Origin of the sequence: Bacillus cereus group sp. Bc010 (assembly GCF_027716745.1) — a bacterium.
In the GTDB taxonomy this organism is placed as follows: domain Bacteria; phylum Bacillota; class Bacilli; order Bacillales; family Bacillaceae_G; genus Bacillus_A; species Bacillus_A pacificus.
Map to the genome: position 1 here is coordinate 22,383 of NZ_JAQFUY010000006.1, position 24,339 is coordinate 46,721.

A 24,339-nucleotide genomic window follows, 5' to 3' on the forward strand; every position below is an offset into this window, starting at 1 on the left:
TAGGCTTTTGAAACTACGAAAGTTTCGTTAATAACTGATTTAAATCTTTTTTCGTTTTCGTCGTCAATGACTTCATTTTAGTAATATCTATCTTTTCTTTCTCCGCTCCTACAATTAACGGATACATACTTTGTCCAATTGTTTTAGATTCAGCTGGGTGTGATGTTTCTAACTCTTTCTCAATTACATCCCACTTTGCATTAATTTGTTTTCCAAGTTTATTTACTGTTTCTAATTTCGGATTCGCAGCTAATTGCTTGTCTAAACTATCAATTAATGCCGCAACTTCTTTTACATTTGTTTTCACCGCTACGTTTTTCTTCGGATCTTTCGTTGTTTTTCCGTCTGAGTTTGTACTTGTACTTTGATCTGTTGTTTTCCCGCTAGTCGTTTGATCATTCGTCTTTCCTGTCGTCTCTTTTTCTTTTGTTTTTACATTCTCATTTTGAGTTGATGTTTTACCGTTACTTTCTGTTCCTGATGATTCTTTCGTATTTTTTGCATCTTTATCTGTTTTTTCATTTGAAGAAGTATTTGTTTCTTTTTCAGTATCTTTCGTTGTTTTTGATGCTTCGTCTGCGCTTGTCGTTTTTGCCTCTCCTTCATTTTGCGCTGTTACTTGCTCTTTCTTTTCTGCCTCTTTATCTGCTGAAGGACTACAAGCTGCCATAGTAAGCATTGTACCAATTGTTATCGATGCGATAGCGACCTTTTTCATTTTCATATAAATCCCCCTATGTTTACGTAATTTATCCTCCCCTTTACGATTCGATTTCCCCTTAAAAAATCCCTTTTCATACGAATTATCATTTTCCCGACAGTAATCTTCATAATAATACGTACAAAAACCGATAAAACAATTTAAATATTCGAGTTTCTTCTACTTCATTTTTCTTCTCTTTACTAAAAGAAAAAGAGTATATTGTCATATAAAGAATTACGATCCTCATATGACGATATACTCTTCTATCAAATTTTTCTCTTTCTTGACATTTTATTTATACAAAAAAATAAAATTTTCTTTCGTTTTTTTGTTTCTCAACAATTGTCAACATAATATATTTATGAGTAACCACCATTCGAATGAATAATTTGCCCTGTAATCCATTTTGCTTCTTCACTGACTAAAAAAGAAATTAAGCGTGCTGCATCCACCGGTTCTCCTACTTTACCTTGTGGAAACTTCCATACTAAATGATGATTCAGCTCCTCTGTAATCCATCCTGTATTCGTTGGTCCTGGATCAACAGCATTCACTGTAATCCCCTTCTCCATCGCAACTGGTGCTACTGATTTTGTAAATGCTTCAATTGCTCCTTTCGTCGCTACGTATGCTAGTTCCTCAGGCATTGGCCCGAGTGACTGCCCTGAAGTAAGATTAATAATACGGCCACTCGCCTTGCTTGCATAATGTTTTATAAATAATGAACTTAATAACATAGTAGCGCGAACATTTACTGTATAATGTTTATCTAACTGCTCTACATTTAATTCTTCGATTCTCGTATGAGTAGCATACGCTGCATTATTAATTAAAATAGATGGATCACCTAACCGTTCTGATACCATATAAAACAAACGGTTTGGCGAATATGACTGCGATAAATTGATTTCTGCCATTTCACAGCGCACACCTAAACTTTCAATCTCCTCTTTCAACAAAAAGGGCTCTTTGTCATGCATTCCCCACGGCATCGCTTTATCCTACTGAGACCAGTACGTGAAAAAAATGTCTATTCCTTTTTGAGCAAGCACCTTGCATACAGCTGCACCAATTCCATTCAGACGAGTTGCCCCTGTTACAATTGCTATTTTCTTCACCTTTTCTCCTCCACCTATGGATAAATCCTCTGCACGAATACAGAGGATCTATCTTTTTATTCAATATTTGACAATATACGTTCTGCACCTAATTTTAAAATTTTAATAAAGATATAATTTACAATCGTAAACATTACAAATAAAACGATAAACATAACCCACAGTCCGACATGAAGGAAGAAGTATAATAGACTTACTCCCGCTACAATAACTAAAGCTATTAAAATATTAGCTAAAAAATTCCACAAAGTTGTATAGCGGCTCTTAAATAATTTCTGCTCTGTATCCCAATGTATATCTGCAGTTTGTGCATCCCAGCGTGTGCCGATTAAATTAATTAGTAATAAACCGTTCGCACTTAATAAGAACCAAAGAACCATAAATACTGGAGAAATTCCCGCTACAACTGCCATCGTAATACCGAACACTGCTAAAATAATTACATTAATTAACCAAGCCGTGATTGCTTTTGCAAAAAAGATATCCGAAGCTTTTACAGGTAAATATCGATTTACAAACCAAGAGCTTCCATCACGTGAGAATGAAGTTGTTGCGATGACATTACTTCCCATTAAAAATAGAGAGGCACAAAGGCCAACACCAATTGCAAGTCCTGCTGATTTTGGATTATCAATATATCCCATGATCCATTTTAAATTCCCATCTTGCACGAATAAAATGAAGAACAACATAATCGGCATAACGAAAGTTTGTACGATACAATTTAAGAAAAATTGTGGTGTACGGAATAACGTTTTAAATTCTTTTTTCACATATGCTTTCAAATGTGAACTTTGTACCGTAGATTTCTGTAAGCCTTCTGCTGAAATGACTTCTTTTTTTGCTGTACTCGTTGAAAGTCCAATAACCCCTTTTAAATATGTACGCTCTGCAATGTAATAAAACAACACAAAAAATACAAATGAAATAACTGCAAAGATTATTACGTATAAAGGACCCTTCCAATTTGCATTTTCTACTAATGCTACTGCTCCAAAATATGTAGTTGGAAAATAGTTTGTCATTTGTACTAAAAGAGAAGATTGGTTGTTTGCAAGGTAATCCGCAATTGCATCTTCAGAAAACGAACTTTTATTTTTCCACTGCAAAAATACGTTAATTCCTACAATAAATAGTATACTTACGATTCCAATAAATATATTTCCTCGGTCTTTATTTTTCCCTATATTTGTATACCTCATAATAACTGTCATGAGTAATGAAGCTAATACTAACGGCACAATTGGGAAGAGTAAGTAAATGAAAATCATATATATGTAATATGTAATAAATGCGCCACTTTTTAAACCGTATGTAATGAAGATTGGTAATAAAATAAATGAACTCATTACATATTGTGTAATTAATACGGTTAAAAATTTGGCTGAAATAATTTGCGCTGGTTTTAACGGTAATGGTAATAACATTTCAATGTCATTGCTGTAGTAAAATACAGTTAAAATGTTCGTAATACTCATTAAAAATACCCATATACTCGCAATCGCAAGTCCCATTGCGATAATCATTCCTGGATCTTGCCCTAAATGTATCATTCCCTCATACATTGCATGCGTGATAGAACCAAACAGTAAAAATCCGACAAATAAAATAGCCGCAAATGAAAATACATACGCCCATCGCTTCTTCTTATCTGTTATAAAATCTGCATAATTTAATTTCAATAATACTTTCGTTAACGTCCAAATTTTACTCATTGCCCGTCATCTCCAAGAACATTTTTTCAAGTGATTCATTGGATTTAAAATGATCTCTCATTTCATCTAAATTCCCTTTGAACTGCAAATTCCCCTTATTAATAATTGCGACGCGGTCACATAATTTTTCTGCCACTTCTAATACGTGTGTAGAGAAGAATACAATCTTTCCTTTATCCGCATGTTCTCTCATCATTTCTTTTAAAATATATGCAGATTTCGGATCCAGCCCCGTTAACGGTTCATCTAAAATCCATACATCTGGCTCATGCACGAGCACACCAATAATAACAATCTTTTGTCTCATACCGTGCGAGTAACTTTGTATTTGATCCGATAACGCATTGTAAAGATCAAATTTCTTCGCTAAAGACTCGATTCGTTCTTGGCGTACTTCTTTCGGCACTTCATACATATCTGCCATAAAGTTTAAATATTCAATTCCCTTTAATCGTAAAAACATATCTGGACTATCTGGGACATAACCAAACGTCCTTTTCGCTTCCATCGGATTTTTCATAATATCTATACCATTAATCGTAATCGTCCCTTTGTCCACCCCATGGATACCAGTAATCATCTTAATTGTCGTTGATTTACCGGCACCATTCGGTCCTAAAAATCCAAAGATTTCTCCGCTAGGCACAGATAAACTTAAATCTTTTACTGCATAGGTAGAACCATTATAACTTTTTGACACATTCGTAATCTCAATCATTCCATCCAATCCTTTCCTTAATTACCAAATAACTATATCAACATTATAGCATACTTCTATTTTCAGATTTTTGTATTTTTCAGTTTTTTAACCTTTAAAATAAATATACAAACCTAATCCAACGATTAAAACGACAGCTAGTATAATATAAATCATCGTAAGCCTTCTAATATTCCCCTTTGTCGCTTTACTATAATTTGCATCACCATTTCGCCCAATTAACACCGTCGCGACTACAGTAATCACTACAAGTAATACAACGACCATGATCCAAGTTAGCATACCTTCCTCCCCCTCCTTACAACCATTTTACAATATTATCCTCTTTATTTCGCAGTATATTTCCTCTTTTTACTATTATTATGAAGTAAACTGGAAAACTATTATTACCATTTCTATCCATATGTGATATATTTATAACGTAACGTGATTTATTTCTAACATTGAAAGGAGAATCTATCATGAAAACAACTTGGATAAAATATTTAGGGTTTCTCGGTTTCTTCGGTTTCCTCGGCTTTTTTTATGAAAAAGGATTGTTTACTATGTTTTGTTTCTTCTCCTTTTTCACAACGTATAGAACGGTTCAACACGATGAACTATTTGAACAAATCGTCAATAAATCGTGCCGTAATGCTTTTATCGTTACATTACTAACTACTGCTATCATTCTGTTTATTGAAATGTTATTTCCAAACCCAGTACTACAAGAGATTGATATCGCCCTTATTTTCAGCACACTCATTCTTACGTTCGGGTTCTCTATGTTCTTTTACGATAAACCTGTTGACGAAATGGAAGATGCACCATGGCGTTCGTAACGAAAATAAAAGAATATCGCGCTAAATTGAACATGACACAAGAAGAGTTAGCAAAGAGCGTTGGTGTACGTCGTGAAACAATTAGCCACCTTGAAAAAGGAAAATACAACCCTTCCTTGCAGCTTGCTCACGATATAGCGAAGGCACTTCAAAGTACGATTGATGAAGTTTTTATTTTTGAGGATGAATAAGAAATACCGGCATTCTTTTCACAAAGAATGCCGGTATTTTTCATTTATACAACTATCACCCATACAAAACCGTATGAAATACGCCCAACAGTAAATATTGGTCTTCTATATAATCTTCATCGTATACATTCATCTCGATGTGATACATATCTTCCTCAAGACGAATATTCCAATCTGCAATTACATAGCCCTTTCGTAATAACTTTCCCATCCCAAAAGTAGTTTTATGAATAACAAATTCTTCCGCCTTATATGTAAAGGTAAATAAAAAATTTGCATCTAATAACTTTCCGTCACATACAAGTATTTCATGCTCTACATCATGATTATCTTTGTACGTTACTAAAATCCTTCTTTGGCGCTGCCTACTTACATCCTTTGCAATAACGCGAATATTGTCCTTACTATCCTTTATTTCATAAATGATATTACTACCGACTTTCGGAATAAAGTCTAGCACTTTCATCAACGTATTTTTATAATAGCCCCGTACTGCTCCTACTCTTTCGCTTTCATTATAAACCTCTATTGACGTCGTATCCGCTTTACTATCACACAGTCGTTTGTAAGAAAGCTGCATCATTTGCTCTCCTCTTAAGTACTGATCAAACGTCACAGGATATTCTATTGCGCGCAGTTCTTTATTTAACTCATATAAATAGCGTTGAACACTCTCCACTACTGTTGTAGTAGAGATACTCTCCTGAAGCTCAAATTGTTGCCAACTGGAAGAAACTCTCCACTGATTGTCCTCTTCATAAGAGAAACTAAGAATGATCTCTTCACGGTCAGGCGTTTCATAATTCATATGTACATTCTGCCCATGTTGCACTTGCTCCATCCACTGTCCTAAATAAATGCCGAGCTCTGCGACCTTCACACATGACTTTTGAAAAAATACGCTGTTACTCGCGTGAATCGTTACATCCCCTTCGATAAAGCCCTTTGAATAGGCATCATACCATGGTTCATCCTTTTGCGGGATATTCTTGTCTAACTCAAATAAAAACGTTAACATTCTTTATTCACCTCTAGTTGTTACACAGCTCTTTCCTAAATTGACCGGAGCAATTCAAAATATATCAACGATTTTTTCGATATATCGACGATTCGACAAAGAATATCGACTTATCAACAAATATCGACACGATTAAAATGAAGCTACCTTTTCTTCCGCCACTTCTACAAGTTCTAAAATTTGCAGCAGGCTCTCCACTTCATAAGTTGGCTTAACACTTGCCTTATTCTCTTTCAAACTCGGATTATACCAACACGTATCAATGCCGTAATCTTCTCCGCCTTTCATATCAGAAGTGAGCGAATCTCCAACCATTAGTACACTTGATTTATCCGTAATCCCAAACTTTTCAAATGCATAATCAAAAATCTCACGTGCTGGTTTTTGATGACCAACCTCTTCTGAAATAATAATATGATCAAAGAAATTACATAAAGGCGAATTTCCGATTCTAGATTGTTGCACCTTCGTATATCCATTCGTAATGATGCCTAGCTTGCAATCTTGTAGATTCTCACATAATTGCACTGCACCTTCTATAAGATGTACTTCTTTCCCTAAGTTTTCAAGATATACATCACTAAATTGCTGCGCATCTACTTCTATATTATGAAGGGCAAATAATTGTCTAAATCGATCTACCGCTAATTCACTTAACGTAATCATTTTATTTTCTAAATCTCTCCATAACCCATTACTAATCTCTTTATAACTTGCAAGATAATCACTATACCCTGTAGGCATACCAAACTTTTCAAACGCATTGTGTAATGCGTGTTTTTCCGTTTCAGGGAAATCTAATAATGTATCGTCTACGTCGAATAATATAACTTTGTATTTCATGATGTTCTTTCTCCTCAATTCTATTTCAAAAATTTATTCTCATAGCTTATAAACTTTTATATATTTCGTGATGGATTGCTTTAACCCGCTCTTTATAGAATACACCTTTATCTTCTATTTTCAAATGTGCTATAAATAAGTTTGCAAGCATGACCGCTGTATCTAACCTATAAAATAAACTAACGATATGAGAAGTAGCGTTAAAGATACTATCATTCTTATATCCATCTTTAAATTCATCCCAACTAACCTCATTTGTTTCAGCTATTCTCATAAGCTCCAGTAATGGATGACCAATTAAAGCGTTATCCCAATCAACTATTGCTTTAACTTCTCCATTATACCCGATTAAATTGGCTGGTCGAATGTCCATATGTAGTAAACTCTTTTCATGATCCGCTGTACTAAGAATATGTTCAATTGTTTTTATATCTGGAAGTTTCATTCCACAGTTCGTAATTGTATTAAACCCTTCTATCCGTTTCACAATTCGTTCTGCTATATACTTACTAATGGGCTCTCTAATATTTTGTTCGTAATGCAAATCATCAATTGGCATGCTATGAAGCTTGCTCACTAACTCTCCTATTTTGTGCGCAGAAATTGGCATATGATCAGTATACACACAATCCGAAATTAAAAAATCAAGTTCGGCAGAAAGATGCAATCCGTGTATCTTTGGCACTGAAATACCTTTTGAATGACAATACTTAGAAAGCTCTGCTTCCTTTTGCAATGAAATCCGACTATTAAATAAATCTTCATTTATATTTTCTACTTCTTTTTCCCATGGCACTCGAAAAGCTAAAGATCCCTTTTCTGAATCTCCTCGAAAAACAATATTTTGCACTCCCGTTCCAATCACCTTTAAATCCTGAACAGCTAATTCCTTATAATCTTGCCTTAGTATTGTTGCTAGCTTTTCTCTTAACCCCTCTGCTTTTCCACGTGTATGAATCATTTTATCCCCCGATTCGTAAGTTCTTTTCATCCATTCTCTCTTCGTTGCACAACATCCTCATTAGCAAAATTATAACAACAATAAGAAAAGGAGGCTAATCCAATCAGCCTCCCAAATTCTTATTTATCCTCTAACAATAACTCTTTCATTTCTTCTAACGACTCTTTCGTAAAGCCAAGTGCTTTTTCAGCATACGCTTCAACTGAACCGTATTGCTTTTTTAATTCATCAATCGCAGCTTGTAAATACTCAGTGCGTGCTTCAAACATCGCACCCAATATCGCTCTACTCTCATCATTTTGTAGTTTTGCGCCTAAAAAGGCCATCATTTTCTCGTTTAACTTTTCACGGAAACCGTTACTTAGTAAATAATCTTCCATTACTGTTTTCTTTGGTACACCTAGTAAAAGTAATAATAATGCTGATCCAAATCCAGTACGGTCTTTTCCAGCTGTACAATGGTTTACTAACGGTAAGTTTTCCGGGTTTTGCGCTAAGTTTAAGAAGCTCACAAATGCTTCATTACCACTTACGAAATCTTGATTCATTTTCACAAGGTATTCACCTGGTTTCCCTAACATAGAAAGGTCACCAACTTGGAAAAACTCATTTATATTTAAGTCTTTTGCTAAATCTTGCATAACTGGTAAGCACACTTGACGAGCTCCTGTAATCTCAGGGTTTGGCTTATGCTTCACTTCAAAGTCTGTACGGTAATCGCAAATTAACTTTAAGCCAGACTTTTGTAAATAGTCGATATCCCACTCTGTTAATCCTGCTAATTCTTCAGAGCGGTACAATTTGCCCCATTTTACTTTACGGCCTTCAAGCGTTTCATATCCTCCCATATCACGGAAGTTAAACGCGCCTTGTAATGGCAATCTACGCTCAGCTACTGTTACTGCTTGTCCATTACTACCTACTAGTCTAAAATATGGACGCTCATTTTCGCTCGGGTTTTCAATTGTATATGATGATTCTCCATTTACCGTTGCAAGTAATTCTCCATTTTCTTCAATATGATCTGGCGAAGTACTCCAATAAATGCAAACTTCTTCTATATGATTTTCCCACTTTATTTGTAACGTATTATCTTCATTTCTTTCTACAGTTGCTTGTAACCAATGTCTTTGCTGCCCCATTCTTTCACCAACGCTTTCTCTTATAATCGAATCTTATCCTATTGTATTATACGAATATCTACTTTGTCGTTCTCATTTTTCTTTTTATCTTACAAAGAGGCAAAAAGTTCTTTTACTTGTTCATAAGTTGTGCACGGATTCCCTCGAAATACATATGCGATTTGTTCATCACCTGAATCTTCATATACAACTGTCCCGCGATCAGGGTGCGAATAAAACTCTAATCCATTTATAATTTGTTTTGGGCCATAATTCATTGTCCATGAAGAAATAGGATAATACGCTTTGTTTTTATGTCTACAAACCCAAAGTGCATATAGTTTATTAACTTCGTCCCAGTATACATACTGCGTTTCGTCATTTCCGAAACCGACCGATTCGAGTTTCCAACTTAGCTTTTCATGAATTGACAATTTTACATAGGATACGTCATCTGGAGCATTCCACTCTCTACATCTTCCTATCTCACCCATTTCACTTCTCTTCGCTTGAAAGCTTAATAAGTGAAATAGTGTATGTAATATCGTTTTCCCAAGCTCCATATTTACTGGTTGTAATTCAAATAGAAATCGTTCCATTTCGTCTTGGTTTACATATCCATGATCAACAGAAATTTCAACTTGTGTTTTCCATATAGATGTAACGTAACTTTCTTTTCCTTTATAATTTATACCTTTCCAATACACAAGCCCTTTATATTGAAAACAATCTCCTTTTGCTTGAGAAATACAGCTATCCGGAAATACTGGTTCCATTATATCGAGAAAAAATTCCTTTACTCGAAACATCCCAGTTGGAGTAACAACCTGAAACCAAAAAGTTCCCCACTTTTCACCTTCATAACGTTCTGAAACTTTTTCAATATTCCAGCCTTCTAACAATACATTTGGATACAATAACACGAATGAATACATGGATTTCTTTAACATATATAGTCCCCTCCCGCTATACGAGTTCGAGAGTATACATCATTCATCCTCCTAAAACTTTCTCACATATCTCTCAGTTGAACTAAGCAGCTGACATCCATTCTCTTCAAAAACATCCTTCATCCACTCATTTTGTACATTTGCCTCACCGATATAATAAGATGCACCTATTTCTTTTAAAACAAACATTGCCCCTGTAAAGAATGCTGCTTCATACCCTTTATTTCTCATATTTGGAGCGACTGCGAAATACATAAGTTTTCCTTCTTCTAACGTCCCCTTTTCAATATGCGGGATTACAATTCCTATCAGCTCTTCACCTACACTCGCTGTTAAACAATGTTCTTTCCATTGCTCACCAATTTCTTGTAGCATCATATTTCCAAATTGATCATAAGTGACTTGTTCTTCCGTCATCTCACTCCAAAGAGAATAAAAAGCATCTTCTCCTACTTCTTCAATCAACTTAAAATCAATTTCACTTTCTACATCTTCTACTTTATATAGATCCTTAAACACAATGATGTTTTCAGTAACATATTCAAAAGAGTACGTTTCAAAACATTTTTTATACATATTATAATTGGGGCTTTTCGAAGAAATCTCAAAATGTAAGTTTTCTATTCCCTCTTCTTCAGCCTCAGCAACGCAATATTGCATGATTTCCTTTAATTGCTCTTCTGTAAAAATCTCTGCATTATTTTCTTTTATCATGATAGAAGAAGCATTTCTTCTTATTTTAAAATGTTTTTCTAACTGTTCTATAGTCGTCATATACTTCCCTCATCTATGTCATACTTGAATTTCTACTTGTTCTCCTTGCATGAGCAGGATTGTCCTTGAATATATAGAATACTAGAAAACATCGCATCTTTAAAGTGCGGAGGAGGTTCTCCATTGGATATTACAGCGCTGCAACAACAGTTAGAGCTTATACAACAAAATGACTATACGCAACTGCGACATATAGATATAAATGAATTAACGCTCCATATGCTTCAGTATATTGGAACGACTGATAGTTACGTTCGTTACCAGCTTATATATAAATGTTTTGTGCATTTTATTCATCATGAATTCCTTATGGATGATCAACTGAAATTACTGTTGCAAACTTGTTTAAGTGATGAATATTTATATTGTGACATTTACTCCCCGCATTCAGATGGGGTTTTCACACGTTCTTACACTGTTTCGTTAATTGCGTTAATACTCCAATTCGCTAATTCGCACTACTTTTGTACAGAGGAGGATATTGAAGAAATAAAAACCAAACTCATTACATACACAAACTTAGAAACAGATTTCCGAGGCTATATTGAAAATAAAGGATGGGCTCATTGTCTTGCTCACGTATCTGATGCCTTTACTGAAATTGTCCACAATTCTTATACGACCTTTGAATGGTATGAAGAATTAATTCATTGCTTATTAAATAAAATCTTCATTCCATCTGACCTTTTTCATAATAACGAAGATGAACGAATTGTTACGCCATTACTAGCAATGCTGTATCATGACTTCCCGCAAGATGAGTTAATTTCTATTATTCAAAAAAAAATAAAAAGGCTTCCCCAAATTAGAAAACGCCTTTCGTTAAATGAATATTGTATTTTATGCGCCAACATTAAAACCTTTTTACGCACATTATTTTTCAGAACGAAAGATGACCATAACTTAGCCTTTACAGCACGTAAAACAGAAAGAATGTTAAAAGAACTTCCTAATTATTATTAGCTATAAGGAGAACAACTATGGGGTATATCGAAGACATGAGAAATTTAGTAGGAAATCATCCACTAATTTTAATAGGTTCACACGCTATTATAGTAAATGAGAAAAATGAAATATTATTGCAGCTCCGTACAGACTTCAACCGCTGGGGCATCATTGGCGGCGCCTTAGAATATAACGAAACGTTAGAAGACGCTTTAAAACGAGAAGTATATGAAGAAACTGGACTTATTATTAAAAATCCAGAACTATTCCGTACATATTCAGGACCAGATTTCTTTCAAATCTACCCAAACGGCGATCAAGTACACGGTGTACTCGTTGTTTATATTTGCCGAGAATTTCACGGTGAGCTTGTATGTGATCAAACAGAATCAAAAGAATTACGTTTCTTTCCGCTTGATGAATTACCTAGTACTCTTCATCCAGTTATTGAGGGGATTCTTCGCGATTTTCATCACTCCAATTAAAGATAAAAATAAAACAGCCTCATTCCCCGTCATGATAATGCGAAATGAGGTTGTTCATGTTAGATCGTTATCTCAATCTGATTTCCTTCAGGATCACTTACTACACTTTCGTAGTAACCATCCCCTGTAGTACGCGGGCCATTTAACACAGCGTATCCTGCTTCTCTTAATGTATTCGTTAATTCGTTCACCTTTTCTTTACTACCTACAGAAAAAGCAATATGCGCATATCCTATTGTTTCTGTTTGTAATGCATCCTCTATCCCTACCCGCTTCATAAGTTCTAGACGCGCACCACCTTCAAAAGTTATAAAATAAGATTTAAATTGCTTTTTCGAATTATGATATAAGCTATTTTCTTCACCATTAAAATATTGTTTATAAAAATCACGCATTCCTACTAAATCATTCACCCAAATTGCTACATGTTCAATTTTCATAATTGGCACCTTTTCTTTTATGTTATTCAACTGACAATTGGATGCTTCGTTGCCAGGACATTTAATTTTCTTTATTTGTTCTCGTAATCATAAGATCAAGTCCAAGGCTTTTTAATCCATATAAATAATCTTCTTTCCAATTGCTCACTGTTATTTTCGGGATATGTTCTGCCGGAATGTACTGCGGACAACTTTTTACAATTTGATCTATAACAAATTGATTCACTTCATCATCACAGAAGATAAAGGCATGAGGGTTAATAATAGCTATACATGTAGCTATTAAACGAGTAATAGCATCTATATTATATTCCTCTGGATTATTCGAATCTTCACTTCTCAAAGCTTGTAAGAAATTTTTATTATCATACTGCGGTACGAAAGATATCTCTCCTGAGAAAAACGTACTCCCTCGTACGACGTCTCCATTTACCATAATCCCCGCACCTGGTCCATTTTGACCTGAATACAAATATACAAGAGAGGAGTTTTCATTATTTCCAGTATTTTTATGATAACCGAGTACTGCGGCATTCATATCGTTTTCGATTACTACTGGTATAGAAAACTGTTCCTCCAAATGACTTTTCAAATTAAAATTTTGGAACTTTTCATATCCAGGAATATAAAAAATACGACCATTATCAACCGAACCAGGCACACCTATTGATATAGAGCTTATTTTCGGGAATGTAGTGATAAGACCTTCAATATGTTTAGATAATATATTTACGCCCGTATCAATTAACATACTTGAAGTACTTCCTTGTTCTTTTACTTCCCCTAAACAGTTGAAAATTGTATAGTTTGTTTCATTTTTTTCTAAAAATATCGCTAAACCTAACATATATTCTGGATTATATTCATATCGTTTCGCTCTTCTTCCACCACTTGAATCATCTAAACCAGCTAAAGTGACTTCACCGTCTTGTTTCATTTTTTCTATAAATTTACTTATCGTTGGAAAACTGATTTCTAATGTATTACTAAGCTCAACTTTCGTTGCACTACCTCGCTCTAAAAGAACTTTACGAATGCCACGAAGGATTGTCTCTTTAATCGATTTTTGAGTAACAAACTGTTCACTCAAATCGCTCACCACCTTAATCAACATACTTATTAAACCCTTTTAATAAGTTGCGTTGACAATATATCATACATCATTTTCTAAAGCAATAAAGATGATATATTTCCGATGCACGCACTCTCTGTTTTGCTTGATGCATTCATACAATTCCAGATAAGAGAACAAATAATAAAACAGCTAACAAGGTATTACGTATTCCGAATGATTCCCCTAGTATACCTAGCCGACTAAAAAGGCTGTTGTATAACCGATGATAGCAACTTACAGCAAACGAGAAAACCGGCAAAATAAATACGAAAAAGAGCGTTTCAAGAAGTAAGTAATGTCTTCGTACGATTTTCCGCACTATTTTTCTTTATATGAAACACCTTTCACATTGTCTATACGATACGACATCAGTTTATTCATGCACTCATAAAAAACGATTTCTATAAGTCTATCGTTTTAATCACTTTAGCTGGATTACCACCAACTACTACATTATTAGGTACATCTTTTGTCACAACTGCCCCTGAAGCAATTACAGCGTTGTCTCCAATTGAAATACCAGGGTTAATAATAGCGCCCCCGCCAACCCAAACATTGTTACCAATCTTTACAGGCTTCCCATATTCTTTGCCAGAGTTCCGCTCTATCGGGTGTAAAGAATGCGTAGCAGTGTAAATGTGAACCCCAGGTGCAAACATACAATGATCACCGATTCGAACTTCACAAACATCCAAAATCACACAATTGAAATTTGCAAAAAAGCTCTTTCCAACATGGATATTATAGCCGTAATCACAGCGAAAATCAGGATTAATTTGGGCTTTCCCATCAGCTGAAGAACCTAAAAGCTGATTTAATAATGTAAAACGCCTCTCATCTCCTGTCTCCATCGCCTCGTTATAAAGGCGTGTTAAACGTTTTGCCTCCACCCTATCAGTTACTAATTCTTCGTCATCCGCAATATACATTTCTCCCGCTAACATCTTTTCTTTTTCTGTTTTCATACAATCATCTCCTTCGTAATCAAATGAACCCTGCTTATTAAACATCTTTAATAAGTGACTTTAATTATACTTATTAAACAAGTTTAATAAGTAACCCTATAGTAGCATACTTTTTAACATATGCAACTAAAAAGTTTCAAAAGAATATGCGAACTCTTTGCTTTACTCATCGATATGACGAATAAGTTATAGAGAAAAAAGAGGGAACGCTCAGCGCTCCCTCTCAAATCCAATCCGTTTCTTAATTTCTGTTAAATTTACCTTCGCAATAGCCCGTGCCTTCTCAGCACCTTTTTCCAACGCTTCATATAATAAATTCGGTTCATTCATATACATAGTATATTTCTCACGTGGCCTAGCTAATTCACGGTCTACAACGCGGAATAACTCTTTTTTCACATCGCCCCATCCGATTCCAGTCTCATATTTTTCACGTAACGACTGCATTTCACCCTCTGTCGCAAATTCTTTATAAATTGTAAATAACGTTTCTAGTTCTTTCGGTTCATTTGGAAGTGAAGAATCTGTTTTGATTTTAAATATTAACTTTCGTAGTTTTTCTTGCTCCGCAAATAACGGGATAACATTCCCATAACTTTTACTCATCTTTCTTCCATCAAGACCAGGTAAGATTGCACCTTCTTCTTGTATGACATACTCTGGGAGTTTAAATGTCGTGCCGAATGTATGATTAAAATACGTCGCAATATCGCGCGCGATTTCAATATGCTGAATTTGATCTTTTCCAACAGGTACATGCGTAGCTTGAAATAGTAATATGTCAGCTGCCATTAATATCGGATACGTATATAACCCCATATTCACTCCGGCATCGACCTCCAAACCCGCTTCTTTATTTTGCTCTACCTTCGCTTTATACGCATGAGCACGGTTCATAAGCCCTTTCGGAGTTAGACAAGCTAATATCCAAGCTAATTCTAGAATCTCTGGTACTTCTGTTTGCCGATAAAAAATAACATCTTCCCCAAGTCCAAGTGATAACCAAGTAGCTGCTACCTCTTTCGTATAACTACTGAACTGACTCGGATCATGCACAGCATTTAACGCATGATAATCCGCTATAAAATACAATGCTTTTCCTTCATTCTTCTTTGACATTTGCAACGCAGGTTTAATTGCACCAATATAATTTCCTAAATGCGGATAACCCGTCGGCTTAATTCCTGTTAACATTATTTTGTCACTCATCCTAACTCCTCCTTTCTCAAAACAAAAGAGCCCCTCATCCTTAAAAAAGGACGAGAGACTCCCGCGGTACCACCTTAATTAGCTATCTTTATAGCTCACTTCACACTTCAATAACGGGAAGTAACCGTCTTTACCTACTCATTTCAGTTAGAAGCTCCAGAGCCCATTCCATATTCATTCCTTGCTGATTCCCACCACACATCAGCTCTCTGAAAAGTTTCGAATATGTACTATTCTCTTTCATCGCTTTTCGTTATTTTTTACAGTTTATCACATTTTACCTTAATAAAAAAATAGAATTTTCAGTTTTATATTAAAGTACTATTTCTTTCCTTTATATCAATCAGCTAATGGAGCGACTACATTTCTTGAATCATTTCTACTCTGTTTCCAAATGGATCTCTAAACTCAAAACGTTCAAAACCAGGTATAGGTACCCCTTCAATTATCTGAATTTCATTTTGTTCCAACACATTTCTCCAATACGATATATCCTCTACTTGATAAGCAATATGGGCTTTTGTTTTTAGCCGATCAAAATCATCTTCTGTACCTATATGTACTTCTCTATCTGCCACTTTTAACCAAAACCCTCCACGCCCCTTTAATGATTCGGGCTTTTCTTTCTCAGTGAGACCAAGAATTTCACAATAAAATTTTTTCCCCTCTAGTTCGGCGCCTTTTGGAATAGTTATCTGAACATGATGTAAACCAAGAATCATAAAATCCTCTCCTATTATAAATTTTCAATACTCTTTATTTTTAGAATACACTATTATCTTACACCATTAAATATAATAAATGGAATATTTATTAATTATAATAATCGATAAGTTTTCCTTATATGTGTAGCATTACATCATAATCAAGCCGAAAAAACACTATTCTTTAAGTTGTCCAATCAAATTAGTTTTTAAAACATGGAAAGCCTTCCTTGAAATAGATCATTGGAAATAGCACACACACTTCTCTAAGCATTGTTATTCCCTTAACTTTGAAGAAGCAACAGCCCGACAGATCACTTACAGAGTATTAGACAGATGTTTAGCACCATTATTATTATTAATGCAACAAATACAAAAAAACAGAGAAGATTAATCTATCTTCTCTGTTTCAGCTCTTTTTTTCACGTATTCAACTTAACAAATCGATAACCATGCGTCACTAACACCTTTAATATCGCATACCCTGGAATTGCTAAAATAATCCCCATAATTCCAAATAAATTTCCTGCAGTTAAAATAATAAAGATGATAGTAATCGGATGAATATCTAACTTTTTCCCCATGACTTGCGGAGAAATAAATTTGCCTTCTGCTAATTGTACGACCATCATTACGATAATTACCTTTAAAACCATTGCTGGCGAGTCAATAAATGCGATAATTAACGCTGGTGTAATTGCAATGATCGGGCCTACGTACGGAACGATATTTACAATCATCGCTAAAATAGCGAGTAGTACCGCATATTTAATACCGATAATAAGGTAACCAATTAATAGCATAATACCGATAAATAAGCTAACGATAATTTGTCCTCTAATATACGAGCTAATCGCATAATGCATATCGTCTAGTATTCTCATCGCTGCTGGTCGTCTTTGTTCTGAAATAAACTTTAAAAAGTGATTCGGTAATTGCTCACCATCTTTTAAAAGATAGAACAATATAAACGGAACCATTACAAACGTTAAAACGACCTCTGTAATAGTACTTAAAAATCCAGTTACATTTCCTGTTACTGATGATAAAGATTTCGTAAAATCAACTGTATAGTCTTTTACCATATTCGCAACATTAATATTTAAATTCTCCTGAATTTTACCGAGTAAATTACTTTCCCCAAATCTACGTGCTGCTCGTTCAATTTCATGACCGAAATACGGTAAGTTATCTATTAATGCGTCAATTTGATCTTTAATAATAGGAATAACGGTTAAAACTAAAAACACAAATAATCCAATTACTATTAAGTATATCGAGGCTATCGATACAATTCTTGAAACACCTTTCTTTTCTAAAAGCGAAACGAATGGATGCAAAATGTAAAATAGTACGCCCGCTAATAATACTGGGAAGAAAATTGTTTTTAAAAAGACGATAAACGGTGTAAAAACAAATGATATTTTTGTTAGTAATAATATGTTAATGAACAATAATGCAAACCCAAGTAATACTGCTAAATAATTGTGTTCTCTAAAAAACTTTTTCAACTTATCTCGTTTTCTTAAACTTACTTTCTCCAATAAAACCACCTCTTCGAATGATGAAAAGCCCTTATATAGGGCTTTTCATCATAATATAACTCTTTATTTCCTTGCAGCTTTCACTACAAATGATACAATAAGAACGAGCACAATTGATCCTAATAAAGCTGGTATAATATGAATACCACCTAGTGATGGACCCCAATCTCCAAATAATTTACCGCCTAACCAGGCTCCTAATAAACCAGCAATTATATTTCCAAACATGCCAGCAGGAAAGTCTTTACCTGTAATAGAACCTGCAATTGCACCTATAATAGCACCAACTATTAATGTGATAATCCACCCCATCTTTAGTCCTCCATTTCTATTATAGTGTAATTCAATTTAGCTACTAACTTATTGTGTAACTATGTAATTATTATATCCAAAAAAGAAAAATCTTGTCAAATCTATGAAAATAACGTATATAAGGAGGTTTTACCATATGATTCAAAAATTAATCACAACTTCTCACAAAACTGCAACTTCTATTTTAAGCATTCAAATACCCGCTTATGAAATTGAGGCAAAATATATAAATAGTACAGCTATCCCTCGCCTTTATGATACTGTAGCCGATATTCAATCGTGTGATGAAATTTTTTACGGCTATTTTTATGAAGATACACTTGCTGGGTTTATTTCTTTTAAAATGGATGAAGAGGCAGTAGATATTCATCGTTTAGTAGTATCTCCCGATCATTTTCATAAAGGGATTGCAACAAAACTACTACTTTATGTATTTGACATGTTCTCCCCCTCCAAAACATATATTGTACAAACAGGGAAAGAAAATACACCTGCTCTTTCTTTATATAAAAAACATGGCTTTATTGAAGTAAAGGAGATCATATTACCCGATGGAGTGGTGTTAACCTCACTTAAAAAATCAGAAAACAACAAATAGTTTGACTCATCATTTTATTTATGTTATCTTTTACTTTATAAAACCTTTTGCTGAGTCCAAAATTTGGAGCGGGGGAACCATTTTTGTAGCTTTGCTACTTGGGGCGAATCTTATTTAAGTAGGGAAACTCTCACTTCCCGAGTCCGACAGCTAACCTCGTAAGCGTAATGGGAGAGGAAGGTGCTTTTTGCCTATGTTACACATTTTGCCTCCTTAATAATAAATATGGGATCGATACCAAATAGTCACCTATATTTATAGAAAAGGAGAAATGTATAATGTTACGTTTATCTGATCACGCAATAAAAATGATGGAGCAAAGACTTCGAATAGAAAAACAACGCACATATCAAGCAAATAAAGTTGTCGATAATTTACATCACAAATACTTCTTTCAACATATTTTTCAGCCGAAAAGATAAAGAGAAAAACACAAGGAGTGTCTTTGTAGACACCCCTTGTGTTTTTTATATTCCTTATAATATTCTCACTACATTTAAACTTGCTGTAATCGCACCTGCTATGGTCGTTACATGCCCTACACCTAATGGACCATTCTGCAATACTAACGTTGAATTAGCACTCGTTACATTCACGAGGAGCGTATTTGAAATAGCTGGTTCTAGAACGACCGTTGATGTCGTTACGTTTTGTATAAAACTCCCTGTTAGTTGTGTTCCATTTAATAGCAACCTAACAGATACAGTCTCATTCCCCCCATTAGCATCCCCTTGAAAATAGTAGCTTACTAAATATATTCCTGGCGTCGCTACTGTGACTGTCGTAGCACTCGTTAATGATACACCTGTTCCATATACAGTAGATCCTGAATTAATTGGAATGTTGGCATTTGCAGCAATTGTGCTTGTTGAGGTCGAAAAGAAATATCCACCACCTGTCGATATAGCAGATGATCCTGTTGCTCCAGTTAAGCCTGTTGGACCCGTGGCACCTGTTGGGCCTGTTACTCCTGTTCCCCCTGTCGCTCCTGTTATGCCTTGTAGCCCTTGGGTTCCTGTCGGTCCTGTTGCTCCCATTGCTCCCGTTGGGCCGGTTACTCCTTGCGGCCCTTGAATTCCTTGTATCCCTTGTGGACCCGTTACCCCCGTTTGACCTGTCGCCCCCGCCTGACCTGTTATCCCTTGTGGACCTTGGATTCCTTGGATTCCTTGAATGCCCTGTAGACCGGTTGGGCCTTGTAGACCTTGTATGCCTTGAATTCCTTGTGGGCCTGTTGCCCCGGTTGGACCAGTTGGACCCTCTGCACCTTGCACTCCTTGGATTCCAGTCGCTCCGGTTGGCCCTATATTTCCTTGAGGTCCCTGTATGCCTTGAATTCCTTGTGGACCGGTTGGGCCTGTTATGCCACTCGGTCCTTGTACTCCTTGGATTCCTTGAGGTCCAGTTGGTCCCTGTATGCCTTGAATCCCTTGTAGCCCCTGTAAACCAGTTGGACCTGTTTCTCCCCTTACCCCTTGCTCACCTTGTATGCCTTGAATTCCTTGTGGACCGGTTGGACCGATTGGACCTTGCGCCCCTTGCTCGCCTTGTGGGCCGGTTGAGCCGGTCGCTCCTACCGGTCCCTGTATCCCTTGTAAACCTTGTAGACCGGTTGGACCTGTTTCTCCCATTACACCTTGAGGTCCTTGAATACCTTGATCACCCGTTGGACCGGTCGGACCTCCTGGCGGTCCGGTTGGGCCGGTTGCTCCCGTTGGACCTGTTGCAGATCCTGTTGGACCGGTTACTCCTGTTGGACCAGTCGGGCCTGTTGGACCTGGATCCCCTTGCAAGCCTGTTGGGCCTGTTGGACCTATTACACCTTGCACTCCTTGAATTCCTTGAGATCCTGTTGGACCGGTTAGCCCCATCTCACCTTGTGGACCTTGTAAACCTTGGACGCCAGTTGCCCCGGTTGGTCCCATTGGCCCTTGTTCTCCTTGAATTCCTTGAGATCCTGTTGGACCAGTCGGACCAATTGGTCCCTGAATACCTTGTATACCTGTTACACCTTGTAAACCACTATTCCCTAAATTCCCTTGAACACCTTGTATACCCGTATTTCCTGTTGGGCCAGTCGGACCAATTTCACCTTGCACTCCTTGTATCCCTTGTATTCCGGTTGGGCCTACCTGCCCCACTTCACCTTGCATGCCCTGTATACCTTGTATTCCAGTTGGACCTGTTTCTCCCATTGGCCCTGGTATTCCCTGTATCCCTTGTATTCCTGTTGGACCAGTCGGTCCTCTTCCCCCTTGCATACCTTGAACACCTTGAATTCCCTGTGGACCTTGTTCCCCCATAGGTCCTTGACTCCCTTGAGCACCCCGTGGTCCTGTTAAACCAGTTGGCCCCGTTGGACCGATTTCTCCCTGCACCCCTTGCACTCCTTGTATTCCTGTCGGACCTGTTGGACCAATTGGTCCTTGTACGCCTTGTATTCCTTGCGGGCCAGTCGGTCCACCTAAAGAACCTGTCGGCCCCGTTGGACCAGTCGGTCCCGTAATACCTGACGCTGGAAAAGGAATAGGTGCTTGAAACTTACTACACTTATCTTGATCCTTCACAAGCATCTCCCCCGTTATAACTAGCGTATCAAACTATTTTTAATACATTTAAACTAGCTGTTATCACACCAGATAATGTCGTTACATGGCCGATAGCTAATGGACCATTTTGTAAAGACAAAGTTGCATTTGAAGAAGTAACTTCAATGACCATCGTATTCGAAACTGCTGGTTCTAATATAAAAACACCTCCTGTAACATAAAAAATAAAACTCCCTGCTACTTGTGTTCCATTTAAAGTAAGCCTCACGGAAATCGTTTCATTCCCCCCATTTGGATCACCTTGAAAATAATAACTTACTAAATAGATTCCCGGCGTACTTAACGTTACAGTTGTTGCATTTGTTAAACTTACACCAGAACCAAAAACTGTAGATCCGGAATTAATTGGTATTAACGCATTCGCTGCAATTGTACTCGTTGCAGTAGAAAAGAAATAACCGCCCCCGCTTGGTAAACCAGTTGCTCCTGTTGCACCTACAATTCCTAAAAAACCTATAGACCCTTGACTACCAGTTGCTCCGGTAGGTCCTACAGCCCCAATCGATCCTTGACTACCTTGCGCTCCGGCTGGCCCTTGACTACCGCTAGCCCCTGTTATTCCACTTGCTCCAGTTGGGCCTTGTATTCCTTGTATTCCTTGTATTCCTTGCACACCTTGTATTCCAGTTACTCCTGTTGCTCCGGTAGGTCCTGTCATTCCTGTACTTCCTTGTATCCCCATAATCCCTTGAACGCCTTGTATTCCTTGTGCTCCTGTCGTCCCTACTTCTCCTGTCGCTCCTGTTTCTCCAGTTACGCCCGTAGCCCCAATATTTCCTTGTGGTCCCTCGGGTCCCTCAATACCTTGTGTACCTTGCACCCCTTGAGGACCTGTTATCCCGTTTTCTCCTAGATTCCCTTGGGGACCTCTAATTCCTTGCGCACCTGTCGGACCGGTTATTCCTTGTATGCCTTGCATTCCTTGAGAGCCTTGTGCACCTGTTGGGCCTACTATACCTTGTATTCCTTGAGGTCCTTGAGGTCCTTGCATACCAATAGCTCCAGTCGGTCCTATTATTCCTTGTACGCCTTGAGGACCTTGTGCACCTTGCGGACCTGTCAATCCCGTTGTCCCTTGTATCCCTTGAACTCCTTGGGTCCCTTGTACTCCAGCTGCCCCTGTTTCTCCTCGTATTCCTTGTGCACCTTGTATGCCCTGTGCTCCTGCTGGACCGGTTACCCCTTGGATTCCTTGTGTACCTTGAGCTCCTGCCGCTCCTGTTATGCCTGCCTGACCTATTATTCCTTGTATTCCTTGCACACCTTTAGGACCTTCTGCACCCGTTGGACCGATTTCTCCCTGCGGACCTTGTATGCCTTGTGGACCTTCTACACCGGTTGCTCCTGTTATTCCTTGTAACCCTTGGGGCCCCTGTGCTCCTTGAAATCCAACTGCTCCAACTACACCTTGAGCTCCTTGCGCGCCTCTTACACCTTGAGGACCAGTTGGACCTGTTATTCCTTGTATTCCTTGTGCTCCTATCGCACCAGTTCCCCCTGTTACACCCCGCGCACCAGTTTCACCCGTTGGACCAGTTGGCCCCCCAGGTGGACCAGGCGGGCCTGATGGACCAGTCACTCCACTAGATGGACCAATGGGACCTGTTGCTCCTGTTGGTCCCCCAGGAGGACCTTCTACACCTTGTGTACCAGTTGGACCGGTTGCTCCAGTTATCCCTCGTACTCCTTTTGCTCCTTGAAAACCTGTAGATCCACTTACTCCTTGTATTCCCTGAACACCTTGCGGACCTTGAGGGCCTGTTACACCGGTTATCCCCTTTATTCCACTTATACCTTGAGGACCTTGTATTCCAGTAGAACCAGTTGGGCCTACTACACCTTGTATCCCTTGATCACCTTGGTGTCCTTGCTCTCCGGTAATTCCTTGTATCCCTGGTGGACCTTCTTCTCCTTGTATACCTGTAGTTCCATCCTCCCCTTGTATTCCTTGCGCCCCTTGAGGACCTTGTGGACCTGTTACACCTGTAATACCAGCTTCACCTATTACCCCTTGCATTCCTTGTGCTCCCGTTTGTCCCCGCTCGCCTATTTCTCCTTGTATTCCTTGAGGACCTTGTATACCTTGACTACCAGTTGGGCCTGTAATTCCTTGTATCCCTTCTAATCCTTGTACTCCAATATCACCCGTTGGACCTTGATTTCCAATTAATCCTTGAGGACCTTGGAGGCCAGTTGGACCAGTTACACCTTGCTCTCCAGTATCACCAACGGCACCTTGTATTCCTTGAGCCCCTGTTGTACCTCGCGGACCTTGTATTCCCCTAATACCTTGAGGACCTTGGGACCCAGTTGCTCCCGTCGGTCCAGTCACCCCTGTAGGACCAACAGGACCTTCATGCCCTCCAGTTGGACCGATTGGACCACTATTACCTGTTGGACCAGTTGCTCCTATAAGCGGAAGAGGCAGTGCCACTCCAAATTTTTTGCACTTTCTATGATGACGCACAACAATCCCCCTTC

25 protein-coding genes, 2 pseudogenes, 1 riboswitch and 1 other annotated feature are annotated in these 24,339 nt (G+C 37.5%); of the genes and pseudogenes, 6 read left to right on the plus strand and 21 right to left on the minus strand.

Features of this window, described 5'->3' with window-relative positions; translation table 11 throughout:
* Positions 1 to 13: 13 nt before the first annotated feature.
* From PDQ68_RS09630 to PDQ68_RS09650, 5 genes and pseudogenes are all read right to left on the minus strand, one after another.
* Positions 14 to 724 (minus strand): hypothetical protein, encoded by a 711-nt coding sequence (locus PDQ68_RS09630; protein ID WP_000782528.1) that lies wholly within the window; start codon positions 722 to 724, stop codon positions 14 to 16.
* 338 nt (positions 725 to 1,062) lie between these two features.
* Positions 1,063 to 1,821: pseudogene (locus PDQ68_RS09635) on the minus strand (SDR family oxidoreductase).
* Between the two features lie 56 nt (positions 1,822 to 1,877).
* Positions 1,878 to 3,536: a putative ABC transporter permease subunit gene (locus PDQ68_RS09640; RefSeq protein ID WP_061183575.1), complete on the minus strand. Its 1,659-nt coding sequence runs from the start codon at positions 3,534 to 3,536 to the stop codon at positions 1,878 to 1,880.
* Positions 3,529 to 4,254 carry an ABC transporter ATP-binding protein gene (locus PDQ68_RS09645; RefSeq protein ID WP_000570195.1) on the minus strand — a complete coding sequence of 242 codons (726 nt, stop codon included), beginning with the start codon at positions 4,252 to 4,254 and terminating at the stop codon, positions 3,529 to 3,531. Before PDQ68_RS09645 ends, PDQ68_RS09640 begins: the two co-directional genes overlap by 8 nt.
* Before the next feature lie 87 nt (positions 4,255 to 4,341).
* Positions 4,342 to 4,536, minus strand: a complete 195-nt coding sequence (locus tag PDQ68_RS09650; protein WP_000958870.1) for a hypothetical protein — start codon at positions 4,534 to 4,536, stop codon at positions 4,342 to 4,344.
* 179 nt (positions 4,537 to 4,715) lie between these two features.
* On the opposite strand from PDQ68_RS09650, the gene PDQ68_RS09655 reads away from it, so the two are divergent.
* Together PDQ68_RS09655 and PDQ68_RS09660 are read left to right on the plus strand one after the other, a co-directional pair.
* On the plus strand, positions 4,716 to 5,075 hold the full coding sequence (locus tag PDQ68_RS09655) for a DUF3796 domain-containing protein (RefSeq protein ID WP_016718075.1): 360 nt from the start codon (positions 4,716 to 4,718) through the stop codon (positions 5,073 to 5,075).
* On the plus strand, positions 5,063 to 5,266 hold the full coding sequence (locus tag PDQ68_RS09660) for a helix-turn-helix transcriptional regulator (protein WP_061183576.1): 204 nt from the start codon (positions 5,063 to 5,065) through the stop codon (positions 5,264 to 5,266). Before PDQ68_RS09655 ends, PDQ68_RS09660 begins: the two co-directional genes overlap by 13 nt.
* A 55-nt stretch (positions 5,267 to 5,321) precedes the next feature.
* Here the strand turns inward: PDQ68_RS09660 and PDQ68_RS09665 are convergent, their stop codons facing one another.
* From PDQ68_RS09665 to PDQ68_RS09690, 6 genes are all read right to left on the minus strand, one after another.
* Complete coding sequence (locus tag PDQ68_RS09665) at positions 5,322 to 6,284, minus strand: tubby C-terminal domain-like protein (RefSeq protein ID WP_062822393.1); 963 nt, start codon at positions 6,282 to 6,284, stop codon at positions 5,322 to 5,324.
* A 132-nt stretch (positions 6,285 to 6,416) separates the two neighbouring features.
* A complete protein-coding gene (locus PDQ68_RS09670; RefSeq protein WP_061183578.1) occupies positions 6,417 to 7,127 on the minus strand; it encodes a YjjG family noncanonical pyrimidine nucleotidase in 711 nt (236 codons plus the stop codon).
* A gap of 46 nt (positions 7,128 to 7,173) precedes the next feature.
* Complete coding sequence (locus PDQ68_RS09675) at positions 7,174 to 8,118, minus strand: phosphotransferase family protein (RefSeq protein ID WP_080444159.1); 945 nt, start codon at positions 8,116 to 8,118, stop codon at positions 7,174 to 7,176.
* A gap of 89 nt (positions 8,119 to 8,207) precedes the next feature.
* On the minus strand, positions 8,208 to 9,230 hold the full coding sequence (locus PDQ68_RS09680; RefSeq protein ID WP_061183580.1) for a tyrosine-protein phosphatase: 1,023 nt from the start codon (positions 9,228 to 9,230) through the stop codon (positions 8,208 to 8,210).
* 89 nt (positions 9,231 to 9,319) lie between these two features.
* Positions 9,320 to 10,159, minus strand: coding sequence for a hypothetical protein (locus PDQ68_RS09685; protein WP_061183581.1), 840 nt, complete (start codon positions 10,157 to 10,159; stop codon positions 9,320 to 9,322).
* A gap of 51 nt (positions 10,160 to 10,210) precedes the next feature.
* The gene (locus PDQ68_RS09690; protein ID WP_061183582.1) at positions 10,211 to 10,933 is read right to left on the minus strand and encodes a hypothetical protein; all 723 of its coding nucleotides are present in this window, start codon (positions 10,931 to 10,933) and stop codon (positions 10,211 to 10,213) included.
* 123 nt (positions 10,934 to 11,056) lie between these two features.
* On the opposite strand from PDQ68_RS09690, the gene PDQ68_RS09695 reads away from it, so the two are divergent.
* Together PDQ68_RS09695 and PDQ68_RS09700 are read left to right on the plus strand one after the other, a co-directional pair.
* Positions 11,057 to 11,896 carry a DUF2785 domain-containing protein gene (locus tag PDQ68_RS09695; protein ID WP_061183583.1) on the plus strand — a complete coding sequence of 280 codons (840 nt, stop codon included), beginning with the start codon at positions 11,057 to 11,059 and terminating at the stop codon, positions 11,894 to 11,896.
* A 17-nt stretch (positions 11,897 to 11,913) separates the two neighbouring features.
* Positions 11,914 to 12,363, plus strand: coding sequence for an NUDIX hydrolase (locus PDQ68_RS09700; RefSeq protein ID WP_000540479.1), 450 nt, complete (start codon positions 11,914 to 11,916; stop codon positions 12,361 to 12,363).
* A gap of 59 nt (positions 12,364 to 12,422) precedes the next feature.
* Here the strand turns inward: PDQ68_RS09700 and PDQ68_RS09705 are convergent, their stop codons facing one another.
* From PDQ68_RS09705 to PDQ68_RS09740, 8 genes and pseudogenes are all read right to left on the minus strand, one after another.
* Complete coding sequence (locus tag PDQ68_RS09705; protein ID WP_061183584.1) at positions 12,423 to 12,803, minus strand: VOC family protein; 381 nt, start codon at positions 12,801 to 12,803, stop codon at positions 12,423 to 12,425.
* A gap of 61 nt (positions 12,804 to 12,864) precedes the next feature.
* A complete protein-coding gene (locus PDQ68_RS09710) occupies positions 12,865 to 13,893 on the minus strand; it encodes an ROK family transcriptional regulator (RefSeq protein ID WP_061183585.1) in 1,029 nt (342 codons plus the stop codon).
* Between the two features lie 136 nt (positions 13,894 to 14,029).
* Positions 14,030 to 14,151 (minus strand): annotated as a pseudogene (locus PDQ68_RS09715) (MFS transporter); the annotation flags it as partial.
* A gap of 167 nt (positions 14,152 to 14,318) precedes the next feature.
* Complete coding sequence (locus tag PDQ68_RS09720) at positions 14,319 to 14,882, minus strand: maltose O-acetyltransferase (protein ID WP_061183586.1); 564 nt, start codon at positions 14,880 to 14,882, stop codon at positions 14,319 to 14,321.
* A gap of 210 nt (positions 14,883 to 15,092) precedes the next feature.
* Positions 15,093 to 16,091 (minus strand): tryptophan--tRNA ligase, encoded by a 999-nt coding sequence (locus tag PDQ68_RS09725; RefSeq protein ID WP_061183587.1) that lies wholly within the window; start codon positions 16,089 to 16,091, stop codon positions 15,093 to 15,095.
* Positions 16,092 to 16,134: 43 nt separating this feature from the next.
* Positions 16,135 to 16,344: a binding site (T-box leader), on the minus strand.
* A gap of 106 nt (positions 16,345 to 16,450) precedes the next feature.
* Positions 16,451 to 16,813, minus strand: a complete 363-nt coding sequence (locus PDQ68_RS09730) for a VOC family protein (RefSeq protein ID WP_016718086.1) — start codon at positions 16,811 to 16,813, stop codon at positions 16,451 to 16,453.
* A gap of 404 nt (positions 16,814 to 17,217) precedes the next feature.
* Entirely contained in the window at positions 17,218 to 18,339 is a 1,122-nt protein-coding gene (locus PDQ68_RS09735; RefSeq protein WP_061183588.1) for an AI-2E family transporter, read from the minus strand.
* Positions 18,340 to 18,402: 63 nt separating this feature from the next.
* Positions 18,403 to 18,651 carry a GlsB/YeaQ/YmgE family stress response membrane protein gene (locus tag PDQ68_RS09740; RefSeq protein WP_000539716.1) on the minus strand — a complete coding sequence of 83 codons (249 nt, stop codon included), beginning with the start codon at positions 18,649 to 18,651 and terminating at the stop codon, positions 18,403 to 18,405.
* A 136-nt stretch (positions 18,652 to 18,787) separates the two neighbouring features.
* Here PDQ68_RS09740 and PDQ68_RS09745 point away from each other — a divergent pair, with 136 nt between their 5' ends.
* Together PDQ68_RS09745 and PDQ68_RS09750 are read left to right on the plus strand one after the other, a co-directional pair.
* The gene (locus tag PDQ68_RS09745; protein ID WP_061183589.1) at positions 18,788 to 19,249 is read left to right on the plus strand and encodes a GNAT family N-acetyltransferase; all 462 of its coding nucleotides are present in this window, start codon (positions 18,788 to 18,790) and stop codon (positions 19,247 to 19,249) included.
* A gap of 38 nt (positions 19,250 to 19,287) precedes the next feature.
* A riboswitch (cyclic di-AMP (ydaO/yuaA leader) is annotated at positions 19,288 to 19,430 on the plus strand.
* 97 nt (positions 19,431 to 19,527) lie between these two features.
* Positions 19,528 to 19,671: a hypothetical protein gene (locus PDQ68_RS09750; protein ID WP_000945243.1), complete on the plus strand. Its 144-nt coding sequence runs from the start codon at positions 19,528 to 19,530 to the stop codon at positions 19,669 to 19,671.
* A 54-nt stretch (positions 19,672 to 19,725) separates the two neighbouring features.
* Here PDQ68_RS09750 and PDQ68_RS09755 read toward each other — a convergent pair whose 3' ends face one another.
* Together PDQ68_RS09755 and PDQ68_RS09760 are read right to left on the minus strand one after the other, a co-directional pair.
* The gene (locus PDQ68_RS09755; RefSeq protein WP_270786666.1) at positions 19,726 to 21,822 is read right to left on the minus strand and encodes a collagen-like protein; all 2,097 of its coding nucleotides are present in this window, start codon (positions 21,820 to 21,822) and stop codon (positions 19,726 to 19,728) included.
* 22 nt (positions 21,823 to 21,844) lie between these two features.
* Entirely contained in the window at positions 21,845 to 24,325 is a 2,481-nt protein-coding gene (locus PDQ68_RS09760; protein WP_270786667.1) for a collagen-like protein, read from the minus strand.
* Between the last annotated feature and the right edge of the window lie 14 nt (positions 24,326 to 24,339).